The sequence below is a fragment of the Paenibacillus hunanensis genome (assembly GCF_034055775.1).
Taxonomy (GTDB): Bacteria; Bacillota; Bacilli; order Paenibacillales; family Paenibacillaceae; genus Saccharibacillus; species Saccharibacillus hunanensis.
Map to the genome: position 1 here is coordinate 2,172,187 of NZ_CP139194.1, position 14,286 is coordinate 2,186,472.

At 46.3% G+C, this 14,286-nt stretch carries 15 protein-coding genes; 12 read left to right on the plus strand and 3 right to left on the minus strand.

Going from position 1 to position 14,286, the window contains the following annotated elements; genetic code table 11:
- Positions 1-115 precede the first annotated feature (115 nt).
- Entirely contained in the window at positions 116-541 is a 426-nt protein-coding gene (gene mntR, locus SK066_RS08815) for a transcriptional regulator MntR (RefSeq protein WP_250343496.1), read from the plus strand.
- Between the two features lie 179 nt (positions 542-720).
- Positions 721-2,367, plus strand: a complete 1,647-nt coding sequence (locus SK066_RS08820) for a family 10 glycosylhydrolase (RefSeq protein ID WP_320544385.1) — start codon at positions 721-723, stop codon at positions 2,365-2,367.
- A 339-nt stretch (positions 2,368-2,706) separates the two neighbouring features.
- Here the strand turns inward: SK066_RS08820 and SK066_RS08825 are convergent, their stop codons facing one another.
- The 3 genes from SK066_RS08825 to SK066_RS08835 all read right to left on the minus strand — a co-directional run bounded on the left by SK066_RS08825 (position 2,707) and on the right by SK066_RS08835 (position 5,203).
- Positions 2,707-3,627 carry a hypothetical protein gene (locus SK066_RS08825; RefSeq protein WP_320544386.1) on the minus strand — a complete coding sequence of 307 codons (921 nt, stop codon included), beginning with the start codon at positions 3,625-3,627 and terminating at the stop codon, positions 2,707-2,709.
- A 160-nt stretch (positions 3,628-3,787) separates the two neighbouring features.
- Complete coding sequence (locus tag SK066_RS08830; protein WP_320544387.1) at positions 3,788-4,207, minus strand: hypothetical protein; 420 nt, start codon at positions 4,205-4,207, stop codon at positions 3,788-3,790.
- Positions 4,208-4,210: 3 nt separating this feature from the next.
- Complete coding sequence (locus SK066_RS08835) at positions 4,211-5,203, minus strand: DUF1385 domain-containing protein (RefSeq protein WP_188775201.1); 993 nt, start codon at positions 5,201-5,203, stop codon at positions 4,211-4,213.
- 257 nt (positions 5,204-5,460) lie between these two features.
- Between SK066_RS08835 and SK066_RS08840 the strand changes: the two genes are divergently transcribed.
- From SK066_RS08840 to nusB, 10 genes are all read left to right on the plus strand, one after another.
- The gene (locus SK066_RS08840; protein ID WP_320544388.1) at positions 5,461-6,537 is read left to right on the plus strand and encodes a M24 family metallopeptidase; all 1,077 of its coding nucleotides are present in this window, start codon (positions 5,461-5,463) and stop codon (positions 6,535-6,537) included.
- Between the two features lie 292 nt (positions 6,538-6,829).
- Complete coding sequence (gene efp / locus SK066_RS08845) at positions 6,830-7,387, plus strand: elongation factor P (protein ID WP_188775203.1); 558 nt, start codon at positions 6,830-6,832, stop codon at positions 7,385-7,387.
- A gap of 359 nt (positions 7,388-7,746) precedes the next feature.
- Positions 7,747-9,000 (plus strand): aspartate kinase, encoded by a 1,254-nt coding sequence (locus tag SK066_RS08850; RefSeq protein ID WP_250343493.1) that lies wholly within the window; start codon positions 7,747-7,749, stop codon positions 8,998-9,000.
- 124 nt (positions 9,001-9,124) lie between these two features.
- Positions 9,125-9,475, plus strand: a complete 351-nt coding sequence (locus SK066_RS08855) for a VOC family protein (RefSeq protein ID WP_320544389.1) — start codon at positions 9,125-9,127, stop codon at positions 9,473-9,475.
- Positions 9,476-10,097: 622 nt separating this feature from the next.
- Entirely contained in the window at positions 10,098-10,583 is a 486-nt protein-coding gene (accB, locus tag SK066_RS08860) for an acetyl-CoA carboxylase biotin carboxyl carrier protein (RefSeq protein WP_320544390.1), read from the plus strand.
- A gap of 40 nt (positions 10,584-10,623) precedes the next feature.
- Positions 10,624-11,967 (plus strand): acetyl-CoA carboxylase biotin carboxylase subunit, encoded by a 1,344-nt coding sequence (gene accC / locus SK066_RS08865; RefSeq protein ID WP_320544391.1) that lies wholly within the window; start codon positions 10,624-10,626, stop codon positions 11,965-11,967.
- Between the two features lie 75 nt (positions 11,968-12,042).
- Positions 12,043-12,450 (plus strand): Asp23/Gls24 family envelope stress response protein, encoded by a 408-nt coding sequence (locus SK066_RS08870; RefSeq protein ID WP_188775208.1) that lies wholly within the window; start codon positions 12,043-12,045, stop codon positions 12,448-12,450.
- A 185-nt stretch (positions 12,451-12,635) separates the two neighbouring features.
- Complete coding sequence (gene amaP / locus SK066_RS08875; RefSeq protein WP_250343491.1) at positions 12,636-13,175, plus strand: alkaline shock response membrane anchor protein AmaP; 540 nt, start codon at positions 12,636-12,638, stop codon at positions 13,173-13,175.
- 15 nt (positions 13,176-13,190) lie between these two features.
- On the plus strand, positions 13,191-13,424 hold the full coding sequence (locus SK066_RS08880; RefSeq protein ID WP_188775210.1) for a DUF2273 domain-containing protein: 234 nt from the start codon (positions 13,191-13,193) through the stop codon (positions 13,422-13,424).
- A gap of 365 nt (positions 13,425-13,789) precedes the next feature.
- On the plus strand, positions 13,790-14,239 hold the full coding sequence (gene nusB / locus SK066_RS08885; protein WP_188775211.1) for a transcription antitermination factor NusB: 450 nt from the start codon (positions 13,790-13,792) through the stop codon (positions 14,237-14,239).
- The last annotated feature ends 47 nt before the right edge of the window (positions 14,240-14,286 follow it).

Here is a 14,286-nt window from a genome sequence, read left to right on the forward strand (position 1 = left end):
CGAAAACTTGCCAATCACGCGACATTCCATGTATGATTATTGAATGAACGATAATTCATGACGTCATGTGATTGTCGGCACATTAACGAGAACGTGCATTCAAAGGGGGAGCAAGATGCCAACGCCCAGTATGGAAGACTATTTGGAGCGCATCTATCAATTGATCGAGCAAAAGGGATATGCGCGTGTATCGGATATTGCCGAAGGACTGGAAGTACACCCTTCGTCCGTTACCAAAATGATCCAAAAGCTGGATAAGGATGAATACCTTATTTATGAAAAATATCGCGGTCTTGTATTGACTAGCAAAGGTAAGAAAATGGGTAAACGGCTTGTAGACCGTCACCAGCTGCTGGAGGATTTTCTGGATATTATCGGTGTAAATCCGGATTATATATACAAGGACGTTGAAGGCATCGAGCATCATCTGAGCTGGGATTCAATTACTCAGATCGAGACGCTGGTGGAATATTTCCGTCGTGATCCAGAACGGGTAGAAGAACTCAAAAGACTACAAAGCGAGCTTGTTAGCGACTCATAAGGCAGGCATCTGTCGATTACATGACAGATGTCTTTTATTTTGGGCGCAACTTTTGAAACAGGATGCGGTCTAATTACATAGACAACTCATCATGCGAAAAAGAAAGCATCGAAGTAAACAGGCAAGACAGCAACGTCGGCTAGTCGGATACGAAAAGATTTACTGGAGGTACTGAAACGATGAAATGGATGCGTTACATGTCGTTATTTCTGGCACTGATTATTCTAGTTCCGGCGGTAAGCGGAGCGCCAGCCTCAGCAGCATCAAATATTGCGATTGTGCTGGATGGTAAGCCGATTCAAGGAGATGCGGCTCCATACATTACAAGCGATAGCAATGTGACGATGGTGCCATTGCGTCTCATCAGTGAGAATCTGGGCGCAACGATCAATTGGGATCAACAGACAAGTACGGTAACGATTACGAGCGACAGTAAAAAGCTAGTGCTCACTGCCGGACAACAAACGGCTATGGTAGACAATCAGTCGGTATCGCTGGATACCTCCGTACAGATTCGCGGTGGTCGGGTAATGGTGCCGCTGCGTTTTATCGGTGAAGGACTGGGCCTGACTGTAAACTGGAATCAGGCGAACCAGACGGTAACCCTGCGTACAAGCGGTTATACGGGTGATGATGGAGCAACGACAGGCAGCACAACGGGAAGCGGTAGCACACTTGGTACGCCAGCTAATACGACAAAGCCAGTTACACCTTCGGCAAAGAAAGAAATGCGTGGGGCATGGATTTCGACCGTATTCAATCTGGATTGGCCAAGCACAGGCTCCTCTGGTAATGCAGCTAAGCAAAAGCAGGAATTTTCCGCACTGCTGGATCAGCTGCAAGGTATGGGCATGAATGCGGTATTTGTGCAGGTGCGCCCATCGGGTGATGCGCTGTATAAGTCTTCTACAATGCCATGGTCGAAGTACCTGACAGGTACACAGGGCAAAAATCCAGGCTACGATCCGCTGGAGTATATGGTAGCAGAAGCACATAAGCGCGGTATGGAGCTGCATGCGTGGTTCAACCCATTCCGTGCAACGACGGATGCTAATACAGGCTCACTTGATCCAAGCAATGTTGTACTCAAGCATCCTGACTGGGTGATCAAATTTGGCGGCAAATACTATATCAATCCAGGTATTCCAGCAGCACGCCAATCGATCATTGATACAGTGATGGAAGTCGTAAACAACTACGATGTAGATGGTGTACACTTGGATGATTATTTCTATCCGTCATCCGAAACGTCCAGCAACAAGTTCAATGATGATGCGACCTATACGCAGTACAAGGGTGCATCCTCTAACAAAGCAGAGTGGAGACGCAATAACATCAACAGCTTTATTCAGCAAATGGATCAGTCGATTCATGCGGCTAAGCCTTCTGTACGCTTCGGTGTGAGTCCGTTCGGTGTATGGCGTAATAAGTCCAGCGATGTGACTGGATCGGATACGAAGGCTGGTGTGACCGCGTATGATAGCATGTCTGCGGATACACGCACATGGATCAAAAACGGCTGGATTGACTATATTGCACCTCAAGTATACTGGAGCTTGTCCCTTCCAGTCGCTCGCTACGATAAAGTCGTAGACTGGTGGGTAAATGAGACGAAGAATACGGGTGTCGATCTGTACATCGGTCAGGCAATTTACAAGCTGAACACGCCAGAGGTTGGCTGGAACACCTCTGACGAAATCATTAATCAGCTCAAGTACAATGCCAAGTACAGTACAGTGAAAGGAAGCATTTTCTTCAGTGCCAAGGACTTGAAGAAAAATCCACTTGATGTGCTGAGTAAGCTGCGTTCGTACTGGGGATTATAATCCATCCCATTTTTAAAAATTAGAGATCATTATAAAGAGAGCAATTCGAGATATGAAAAGGTTCTAGCAGAGCGAGCGACTGCTCTGTTATAGCAAAAATCCCCCATCGTGTGATGCGATGGGGGATTTTTGTATAGATCGAACTGTTACACAAAAAATGTGTAGAGGGAGAAGGAGAGGATAGTTTTGCTTAAATGAAGGTTGGATAAGATCTACATACACATAGAAATAAAAATAGATATAGATGGATATACGTGTGCGCACACAAACAGCAGGTATCTGTATATTTAAGCCGCTACTCTAGCCTGATTGGTCTCACACGACTACTACCATTCCAATTCAAGAAAATTCAATATCTAACGTATCATACGCCTGCTCGTGAAAGAGCGACTTGAACTTTTTGAGTGGCTTGCCACAATCGATAAGTGTCAGATGATCCAGTGTGAGTTCAGCCAGACGTTCAGGATGATGCCACTTTTTCGAGTTTATAATGAACAGATCACGAAGCTGCTTCATTTGAGCAAATATATCTACATCAATGATGCCTTTCATTCCGTTCAGACGTAGACTTTCCAGTTGCTGTAACGCTACTAATGGACGTAAATCAAAATCTCGAGTCGCCCCTATAATGGCCAGAGCACGCAGATGAACAGGCAGCAGCTGTATATCGTATTCTCCACCGACACCTTCGACTACGAGGATATTCAGATGGGATAACGCTTCAGGGGCACGAGCAATCAGATTACTATTTTTTCGCACATCGTAGCTTAAATAACGTAATCGAGGAAAAAGAACCTCGATCCCTTCAAGCAGGGAAGCACAATCGGGCGAACCAAAATCGTTATGTATAACAACACTTTGCAAGTTCGTCATATCACGTAATAGCTCCCAGTCAACCTTAGTTGCGGGATAGTCCATATCCATATTGACGATTTGTAAATACTGTAAGCTGCTAGGTAAGTCATTCTTGTGTAGCTGGGACAGCATAGCGAGCGGAATATACAGAAAGGTAAGCTGACTACATGCTTGTAATGCGGCTGGTATAGTGTAATGACAAGCCTGCATTTGCTTAGTGGTTGGCATCAACCATAATGCTTCGATCGTAGGTGAAAGCTGCGGCTTGGAGCTCCAGCGTGTATGTAGCGCTCCATAATGATCGATCAGAACCTCGCATTCCGCTAGATTCCCCACACAGCTACACTCCATCGATTTGGAAGGGAAATAGGGCTGCATCATCGTATCGAATAATAGCGTAGTCATAGATTCCTCCATCATATAAAAATAAAAACTCCAGCAATCATCAGCATGAGCTGATTAAACCATGATTGTTGGAGTTTTATACATCAAAGCTATCATTCACGTTCAATAATGCATTGTCATATCCATGTGTTCATATCACAGATAAGTGGCATCGCTTCGATTAATGAAATTTTGGTATTTCTTCATCATCTTTGCCCTTGTTGCCCTGAATAACCTGGAATGGATAATTCTTTTTGGGCTTACTTCCAGTTGAAGTGGCGTTGCTTCTGCCAGATGGATTAGTTTTAGCGAAAGGAGATGATTTGGAGACGTTTTTGTAATTGCCTTGCTGTGCCTTCACTTTAGCCATCGTACGTGCAGACGGCTTAATCTTCGGTTGCTTGCGACCGCCCTGGAATGCTGGTGAGGAACGAAGTGCATATAGCACCACACCCAGCAATACGAGCGTTACGATAATACCGCTCCAATCAAAGGTCGAAGGCATAAAAATCATACGATATACGCCCCATGCCAGCCCGACCAGTGCGAGCAATGCCATAACGGCAACAAAAATGGCTTGAAGAGGTGACTTTTTCATCATTCATCATCCTTTCACAGGGTCAGGAGAAGCATCCGGCAAGGTAGCTGTTGCAGTTTGTCGTTCCAGCTGAGCATCTAGCTCACGCATCCGGTTAAAGGAGGCGATCGATACCTCAATTTGATCGAGCGTAGGCTCCTTAGTTGTGAGTAGCTGGAGCCACAGACCCGGATAACCAAGATAACGAAGCACTGGAATATCCCGCAAACTATTCGTAAACTTCAAAACCTCAAATGAAACGCCGATAACGACCGGTAACAGCACAATACGTTGAATAATGCGCTCGGTCATTCCGTCCCAGTGAAAGAGGGAGTAAATGAATACACCGATAATGACGGTTAAAATAATAAAGCTACTGCCGCAGCGATAATGAAGACGGCTGAATTGCTGTACTTTTTCTGGAGTGAGCTCGGAGCCATTCTCGTACGCAGTAATGACCTTATGCTCCGCTCCATGATATTGAAATAGACGCTTGATCATCGGTGTTTGCGAAATTCCCCACAGGTAGGCAAGTAGCAAAATAATTTTGATCAAGCCCTCAAGCAGTGTGTGTAAAAACTGGCTCTGAAACAGACGTCCAAATAAAAATCCTTCTATTGCAGCAGGTACAACGGTGAAGATGAGCTTACCGACAATAAGAGATAATATGCCGACAGCCGCAACACCGAGAATCATGCTCAGGTTTGTTTTCGATTGTTCTTTTTCCTTTTCCTTCGCATATTCCTCCGGGTCCATCTGATCCTCAGAATACGCATCGGTTGCATAGTTTAAATGACGTGAGCCTTTTGCGCTTGAATCGATCAGGCTGACAATACCGCGTAAAAGCGGAATGCGGCGCAGACTGCGCACCCAGGGCTTATCGGTACGTGGAACTTCCAGATAGGTGATCTCGCCGGATTTGCGTCGTACAGCGGTTACGTTTACATTTTTCCCGCCGAACATTACGCCTTCAATGACGGCCTGGCCCCCATAGTTGACTGGAGTAGATTGTTTTGGCAAATACAGTCACCCTTCCATGATGAATCGTCCACTCGGAACGATTGTTAAAATAGCGACTTGCCCCCTGTACCTTAGGCATGGGGATGCAAAGTGTTGATACCCTATATTGTAGCGGATTTCCCTTTCCATTGCCACAACCTGTAAGTACAAGGTAGCTGGAAGACGAATGTTACAACTGGCTATTCTCAAAATTGCTTGCGCTATGGTAAAATAATCTTTGGCTATTTGAAGACAGAACGGAGCGAAGGAGAGAGTTCATGACTACAGCACGTTTACAGCAATTGCGTAAAGCGATGAAAGAGCGTCAGCTTGAAGCGCTTCTCATTACAAGCAGCGTTAACCGCCGTTATATTACAGGGTTCACAGGTTCTGCGGGCTATGTACTCGTTACAGCAGAGCAAGCGTATCTGCTTACCGATTTCCGTTACATGACTCAGGCACCGGAGCAGGCTACAGCCTTTACTGTTGCCGAGCACGCACCGAATGTGGCAGATACGATCAAAGGACTGCTTGCTGATTGGGGTGTAGGCTCCATCGGATTTGAGCAGGATCAGATGCCGTATAGCCGGTATGCAGCGTATAAGGAAAAGCTGGCACCGGTTCAGCTCGTTCCGGTATCAGGTCTGCTGGAAGGTATTCGTAACTTCAAGGATGCTGAGGAGATCGCTACGATCGAAAAAGCTACGGAGATTGCGGATAAAACGTATGAGCATATTCTTGGTTACATCAAGCCCGGCGTAACGGAAAAGGAACTGGAGATCGAAATGGAATTCTTCATGCGCCGTCTTGGTGCTTCCGGTCCATCATTCGAGACGATCGTCGCTTCCGGTGTTCGTTCTGCATTGCCACACGGCGTTGCCAGCGACAAGCCGATCGGCGTGGATGAATTTATTACGTTTGACTTTGGTGCCATCTACAATGGCTATGTATCTGACCTTACCCGTACTGTCTTTGTCGGAACCCCTTCTGACAAGCACCGCGAAATTTACGATATCGTCCTCAAATCGCAGCTTCATACGCTGGAGAATCTGAAGCCAGGTATGGGTGGACGCGAGGCGGATGCGCTGTCTCGTGACATCATCGCAGCCCATGGATACGGTGATGCGTATGGACATAGTGCAGGACATGGAATCGGGCTTGAGGTTCACGAAGAGCCACGTCTGTCCAAGCTGAGCGATACCGTGCTGCAACCAGGCATGGTCGTTACTGTAGAGCCGGGCATTTACATACCGGGCTTTGGCGGTGTTCGAATTGAGGATGATGTGTTGATTACCGAGAATGGTATTCGCGTATTGACTCATTCCAGCAAACAATTCACGATTTTACCGGCATAACATTTTTTGACAATCGGAAGGTTGACAGAACATGAATGCCGAATAAAATATTACAGATGACGTGAACCGCTCATTCGTAGCGTTATGCGCCGCTGTCTTCATCTTATACGGAAGACAGCGATGCATAGCAGCTACGGATGATCGTGCTTCGTCCTGTGACATGCTCCTTTACCGGAGTATGCTTTCCCTAACATTAGGGTATAGTACAATATATAAGTACTGAGGCTGGTTGTAACCGGTTTAGTGTATATTGTATGACAACTGGCTTTACCATACATGAGGAGGCGTTATTTTGATTTCAGTAAACGATTTTAAAACAGGCTTGACCGTAGAAGTGGACGGTAACATCTATTCCGTTCTTGAATTCCAACACGTAAAACCAGGTAAAGGTGCAGCATTCGTGCGCTCCAAGCTGAAAAACCTGCGTAATGGTAACGTGGTAGAGCGTACATTCCGTGCAGGTGAAACGATTGCTCGTGCACAGATCGAAAACCGTGGCGTACAATACCTGTATGCAAATGGTGACGACCACACATTCATGGATAACGAAACATACGATCAGTTCGAGCTGAACACTAGCCAGCTGGAATGGGAACTGAAATTCATGAAAGAAAACATGACCGTTAACATCGTTAGCTATCAAGGCGAAATTATCGGTATTAATCTGCCAACTTCGGTTGAGCTGGAAGTTGTTGAAACAGAGCCAGGTATCAAAGGTAATACGGCTACTGGTGCAACGAAGAGCGCGAAGCTGGAAACAGGTCATTCCGTTCAAGTTCCACTGTTCATCAACCAGGGTGATGTACTGATCATTGATACACGCGAAGGTAAATACGTTTCCCGCGCGTAATTCATCATTACGTGTATAGGGCGTTTTGCCTGAACAAAAAAGACTGTCCGTATCCGAATGACTGCGATGCGGGACAGTCTTTTTTATAAGATTTCATGTATATTTATACTTTTTTAATGATGAATTTGCATCAAATGATGAAACATTTGTAGTGGAATACACCCCATACATAGCGTTATTATGCGAATATTGCTACAGTAGGAGCATGCATAAAATTTGCAGTAGTGATTAATGCGTTGTCGTATTATACTGTTAAAGAGTAATCGTTTCATACGATGTCATATCTGCATACTGGATATGCTTTCAATCCGGGCAATGGCGCAGGTCACAGCCTGTATCAAGTAGGGAGTGAAGAGGTCTTGGCTTTATACGTAATGAAGTTCGGCGGGAGCTCCGTCGGCGATGTAGAGCGCATGCAGCGCGTAGCAAAACGTATTATTGAAAAGCAGGATGAAGGGCATCAATGTGTAGTCGTCGTATCTGCGATGGGCGACACGACCGATGATCTGATCGATCAGGCGCTGATGCTGAATCCGAATCCATCCGCACGTGAGATGGATATGCTGATGACAACAGGGGAACAGATTTCCGTGGCGATGCTATCGATTGCGATCCAGTACCAAGGACGCGAATCGGTATCGTTTACAGGCTGGCAAGCAGGCTTTGAGACCGAAGCGGAGCATGGGCGCGCCCGTATTCGTAAGATTCGTCCAGAGCGCGTGCTCAAGGCACTTGGGGCAGGACAGATTGTAGTTGTAGCCGGATTCCAGGGGATTACCGCAGATGGTGAGATTACCACATTTGGACGTGGTGGTTCCGATACGACTGCTGTTGCACTGGCAGCTGCAATCCAAGCTGATGTATGTGAAATTTATACCGATGTGGATGGAATCTATTCCACAGACCCGCGTATCGTTAAGTGCGCGCGCAAGCTGAAAGAAATCTCTTATGACGAAATGCTGGAGCTGGCTAACCTCGGTGCAGCAGTATTGCATCCGCGTGCCGTAGAATACGCCAAGCATAACAATGTAAAACTCGTTGTACGCTCCAGCTTTACCTATAATGAAGGAACGTTAGTGAAGGAGGAAGCAACCATGGAACAAGGAGCGGTAGTCAGCGGCATCGCTTACGATAAAAATGTGGCACGCATCACGATCAGAGGAGTAAACGATATACCGGGCGTACTCGCGAAAATGTTCAGCGAGCTGGCAACGGCGAAGATCGACGTCGATATTATCGTACAAAGCGGTGTAATGGACGGCAAAGCAGACTTCTCCTTCACAGTGAATCTGGAGGAACGCGAGCGTGCACTGCAAGTGATTGCAGCGATCCGTGGCGAGCTTCCTTACGAAGAAGTTACCTCCGAAACCGATCTGGTTAAAGTATCCATCGTGGGCGCTGGTATGGTCAGCCACCCGGGTGTAGCTGCTCAAATGTTCGAAGCGATCTCTTCCCAGGGCGTGAGCATCAAAATGGTTAGTACCTCCGAAATCAAAGTATCCTGCGTGATCGAAGCAGGTCGCTTGAACGATGTGGTGACAGCATTGCATACCGCATATGGTCTGGATACCGAAGAGCAAGCCTTCGTAGGCGGCCCGCAGGATCGTCGTTAATTAGAATTTTCATTTAAAAGTAAGTATAGTGGAGATAGCAGATCTATTCTGCTCATCTCCATTTTTTATGTAAACAAACTACAATCCCACATTTTCAATACACGAAAATAAGGAGGCAATTTCAATGAACCATCATGTCGTCGCTATTATTCCATGTAATGATCTAGATGCAAGTGAAGCGTTCTATCAACGGCTTGGCTTCAAGGTTGTTAGTGATTACGGTGAATATCGTATCCTGGAAGATGGTCGTGGCTGGCATTTACATTTGAATTACTCCCCTGGCTGGCCGCCAACGATTGAAAGCAATCCATTTGGTCTCTATTTGTATGTCGATGATGTGGATGCAGTCGCCGAGCAGGTAAGGGAATTAATTATTGAAGAGGGCTCACCGAATATCAAACCGTGGAAAACATATGAGTTTGCCGTCAGTGATCCAAGCGGTGTATTAGTACGCATTGGACGAATGGTTGATTGATAACGTCAGTAATGGAAAATAAGTATGGTGAAATGATAGAACAAGACAGACAAGTTGCCTATGTATCTATCGAAGCTAAAAGAATGTAGTTTGCTTTCACCGCCAAGCTTGATTACCATTTGATGTGTATGTGTATGTGTATGTGTATGTGTATGTGTATGTGCGCTTTTGCAATTTGCATACGCACAGAACGAAGGCAAGGAAATAAGGGGAAAGGACGATTTTGGAGGGGCGAGAATCTTCATTTTCTCCTAATCTAAAAGATTCTCGCCCCTCCACTAATTCCGTCCTCTTATTCCTTACTGGAGTGGATAATCATAAGCCGCAAAAAGCCCCGGATACGTCCCAATGCAAAATATATCCTAATTATAATACTATACACACTGTAAATATTATTACCTTCAAAACACTACAACGATCAAAGCTAACAACGCTCATTCCCCCTCACTTATTAACGCGCATTTAGTCCGTTTTATCCGTTTTCCATCAGCCCCAAACAAAGATATTCACGACTTTTTCAGTAATGTGCTATAATACATAGCGTTATGTGCAATTTTCCGAAATGAGCGTGTCCCATTGCGCTCAGTTGCTAGGCGAAGAAGCCAAAGGAGTGAATGAATAGATGTTTAAATTAAACGAAATTAAAGAACTGATTCAACTGGTGGATGAAACTTCCGTTCAGGAAGTGGAGATTGAAAACGAAGGCTCGCGCCTTGTTATTCGTAAACCAGGCAAATCCGAAACGGTATATGTGCAAGCTCAGGCTCCTGCTGTAACTGCACCACAAGTAAGTCAGCCGGCTGCTGCTCCACAGGCATCCGCACCAGCAGCAACACCTGCTGCAACTACACCTGAAGCCGATCCGACACTACATAAGATTGTGTCCCCAATGGTCGGAACATTCTACCGTTCTCCGTCTCCGGAAAAGGGTCCATTTGTCAATGCTGGCGATAAAGTCAATGGCAAATCGGTCGTTTGTATCATCGAAGCGATGAAGCTGATGAACGAGCTGGAAGCTGAAGTAAATGGTACAATCGTTGAGGTTCTTGCTGAAAACGGACAACTGGTTGAATACGGCCAGCCCCTGTTCCTGGTGAAACCAGAGTAAGACCGCGCCTACGTACACAGGCTGGAGGAGGACATACACAATGAAATTTCAAAAAATTCTAATTGCGAATCGTGGCGAAATTGCGGTTCGTATTATTCGCGCCTGCCGTGAAATGGGCATTTCTACGGTAGCGGTTTATTCTGAGGCAGATCGTGACTCACTGCATGTTCGTCTGGCAGACGAAGCGTATTGCGTAGGGCCTACACTGTCCAAGGATAGCTATCTTAACCTGACGAACCTGATGAGCGTAGCAACGCTGACCGAATGCGATGCGGTGCATCCAGGTTATGGCTTCCTGGCTGAAAATGCGGACTTCGCTGAGATCTGCGAATCATGCAATATTACATTTATCGGACCGTCTCCTGATGCAATCAACCGCATGGGCGACAAATCCGAAGCAAAGCGCACGATGCTGCAAGCGGGCGTACCGGTAATTCCAGGCTCCGACGGTATCGTGGATGATCTGGACGAAGCGGTGAAAATCGCGCGTGAGATCGGCTATCCAATCATCATCAAAGCAACGGCTGGCGGTGGTGGTAAAGGGATTCGTCTCGCCGAGGATGAGGAATCGCTCGTAAAACAGATGACTAACGCGCAGCAGGAAGCGGAAAAAGCTTTCGGTAACGGCGGTGTGTATCTGGAGAAATTCCTGACCGGCATGAAGCACGTTGAGGTTCAAATTATCGCCGACCGTCATGGTAATGCCGTGCATCTGGGCGAGCGTGATTGCTCTGTTCAGCGTCGTCGTCAGAAGCTCGTAGAGGAAGCTCCTTGTCCGGTGCTGTCGCCTAAGCTTCGTGCTGAGATGGGTGCTGCTGCTGTACGTGCAGCCAAAGCAGTAAACTACTCCGGTGCAGGTACGCTGGAATTCCTGCTTGGACAGGATGGCAAGTTCTACTTTATGGAAATGAATACACGTATTCAGGTAGAGCATCCAGTTACTGAGATGGTAACCGGTGTCGATCTGATTCAGGAAATGATTCGCGTAGCAGAAGGCAATCCGCTTTCGTTCACTCAAGAAGAAGTGGAAATTAACGGCTGGTCGATCGAGTGTCGTATCAATGCCGAGGACCCGCAGCGTAACTTTATGCCAAGTCCAGGTAAAATTAACTTCTATCTCGCACCAGGTGGACCAGGTGTGCGTGTCGACAGTGGCGCGTATCCGGGCTATACGATCTCTCCGTATTATGATTCCATGATCGCGAAGCTGATCGTCTGGGCACCAACACGTGAGGAAGCTATTGCCAAAATGAAGCGTGCGCTGGATGAATTCGCAATCGATGGTATTCATACTACGATTCCGTTCCATCTGCGTTTGCTCAATCATGAGACATTTGTACGCGGGGACTTTGACATCAAATTCCTGGAAGAAAACGAAGTATAATGGCGATGTGATCTGGTTTGTCAACGAACCGGGTCCATGTTATATTAAGTTTACTTGGCAGGAGGTGTATAAATTATGAGTACATTCCCGACTGAATTTGAACGGACAGATATCGGTGAAATTCAGATTGCCCCTGAAGTAATCGAGGTGATCGCAGGTCTTGCTACAATCGAAGTAGACGGGGTAGCAGGTATGAGTGGCGGCTTTGCCGGTGGTATTGCCGAGCTGCTCGGACGCAAAAACCTGTCCCGTGGCGTGAAGGTTGAGGTCGGTCAGCGCGAGGCAGCAGTCGATGTGTCCGTTATTGTAAAATACGGTCATCGCTTGCCCGAGGTGGCTGCACAGATTCAACGTAACGTAAAACGCTCGATTGAAACGATGACCGGTCTGACTGTAATCGAAGTGAACGTACAAATTCACGATGTGCATCTGGAAACGGTGGACAAGCAGGAAGAAAGTGAATTTACCCACCGCGTGAAATAATACAGCTTGATGTATGATTCGCAAGCATTACCACTTTTCATGAAACAAGTATCCATCTGGAAGGCTTGAATGGATACGAGCAGCGGGTCGCGCTCCGTGTCGTTGGATCATACACGGAGCCGCCCATCATAAACCCCCGACGAGGTAGTCTGGGGTTTAGTATAATGTAAAGGGGCTGCAAGGTTTTGGCTAAAATCATCGATCGGCTGCTCTTATTTGTGTACAGTTTGAGCATTGGCATATTGTCGGTGCTGGTCATTTTGCTGCTAAGCGGACAGGTTCCTTTTACGATGGACTACCGCAATGAGCAAAATGTGTATATTACTATCGTTATTATTGCGGTCGTGCTGTTTTTGCTAAGTATCCGTTTTTTCTACGTATCGATTCGAACAGAGCGTGGGTCGATGCATTCTGTGCATCAACGTACAGAATTTGGAGACGTGCAAATTTCACTGGATACGATTGAAAATATGACGCTGAAAGTGGCTGAGCGCACAAAAGGTGTGCGTGATCTTAAAACGCGCGTTCGTGTCGTGGAGTCAGGACTTGAGATTGTCATTCGCGCTGTTGTTGATGGCGAGACGCCGATTCCAGGTCTATCCGAAAGCATGCAAAAAAGTATTCATACTGAGGTGGAGGAAATTACAGGTATCCCTGTATCATCCGTTTCGGTCTATATTGCGAATATCGTTCATTCGCCTGCATTCAAGAGCAGAGTGCAGTAGAAAGGGGCTTCGCTCATGATATGGCAACAGATCTGGGAGAACTTCGGCGGACGAATTCTCGGCGTGCTGGCAGGCATCGGCTGCGGCATTTTGTATTTGACAGTTGGTTTTTGGGATATGTTGTTCTTTGCATTGTTAGTGTTCATAGGTTATACCGTCGGTCGTAACCGGGATCTCCGGTTAGGCTCGTTCATTCCATGGCAACGTGTCAGTGAATGGATAGCCGATCGCTGGCGTCCGTTTCGATGAACCCTGTCAACCATCATTCCCGGCATGAAGTGAGCAATCCCCCGCTTTTCCGGAAATGATGGTGGGCAGGTTTTTTTGTTTATAGTGTTAGCGATTTTCTAACACGAGGTGAAATAAAAAGTGATTTTTGCGAAGCAAAATATCTTACTGCTTCAGTGTTAGCGATTTTCTAGCACGGGATCAGATAAAAAGTGACGTTTGCAGAGCAAAATATCCATTCCACTCTGCTACCAACTTGCAGAGGGTAACCGTTTTTCAATAAAATATATAGGCAACACGTTAGGAATGTAGGATACGAATCAGAGCAGCTTGCGACGAATGAGGATTCTGCAACCAGCACAGGTTGCCGAAAGGATATGAATGATATGAAAAGAAGATTAGCGCGGGAAATTACCGTACAAAGTCTTTATCAAATGGAAATGAATGAAGTAAAAGCAGAAGAAGCAGTCGAAATGCTGCTGGAAGAAGCGGCGGCGGATAACGAATCCGAAGTGGAAGTACGTAATGAAGCACAGCTCAAAACGTATGTACTGGATGTTGTTGCTGGTGTGAGTAGTAACCGCGAAGCGATTGATGGACTGCTCGTAGATTATTTGCAAAATTGGCAGGTGAGTCGTCTATCTCGCGTAGACCGTCAAATTCTGCGTCTTGCTGTATATGAGATGATTTTCACCGAGGATGTACCGGCAAAGGTAGCGGTCAACGAGGCAATTGAGCTGTCCAAGCATTTTGGTACAGAAGAATCCGGTAAGTTTGTTAACGGTGTACTTGGTAAAATGATTCAGGATCTGGATAAGCTAAAGGGTTCCAAATAATCCAATCCCTTAGGGATAAAAGGCATCACGAATACACACAAACGATT

Bases quoted from the DNA above. Each gene is read 5' to 3' on its own strand.
- mntR (WP_250343496.1), top strand. From the start codon at position 116: ATGCCAACGCCCAGTATGGAAGACTATTTGGAGCGCATCTATCAATTG.
- SK066_RS08820 (WP_320544385.1), top strand. From the start codon at position 721: ATGAAATGGATGCGTTACATGTCGTTATTTCTGGCACTGATTATTCTA.
- SK066_RS08825 (WP_320544386.1), bottom strand. From the start codon at position 3,627: ATGACTACGCTATTATTCGATACGATGATGCAGCCCTATTTCCCTTCC.
- SK066_RS08830 (WP_320544387.1), bottom strand. From the start codon at position 4,207: ATGATGAAAAAGTCACCTCTTCAAGCCATTTTTGTTGCCGTTATGGCA.
- SK066_RS08840 (WP_320544388.1), top strand. From the start codon at position 5,461: ATGACTACAGCACGTTTACAGCAATTGCGTAAAGCGATGAAAGAGCGT.
- SK066_RS08855 (WP_320544389.1), top strand. From the start codon at position 9,125: ATGAACCATCATGTCGTCGCTATTATTCCATGTAATGATCTAGATGCA.
- accB (WP_320544390.1), top strand. From the start codon at position 10,098: ATGTTTAAATTAAACGAAATTAAAGAACTGATTCAACTGGTGGATGAA.
- accC (WP_320544391.1), top strand. From the start codon at position 10,624: ATGAAATTTCAAAAAATTCTAATTGCGAATCGTGGCGAAATTGCGGTT.
- SK066_RS08870 (WP_188775208.1), top strand. From the start codon at position 12,043: ATGAGTACATTCCCGACTGAATTTGAACGGACAGATATCGGTGAAATT.
- SK066_RS08880 (WP_188775210.1), top strand. From the start codon at position 13,191: ATGATATGGCAACAGATCTGGGAGAACTTCGGCGGACGAATTCTCGGC.
- nusB (WP_188775211.1), top strand. From the start codon at position 13,790: ATGAAAAGAAGATTAGCGCGGGAAATTACCGTACAAAGTCTTTATCAA.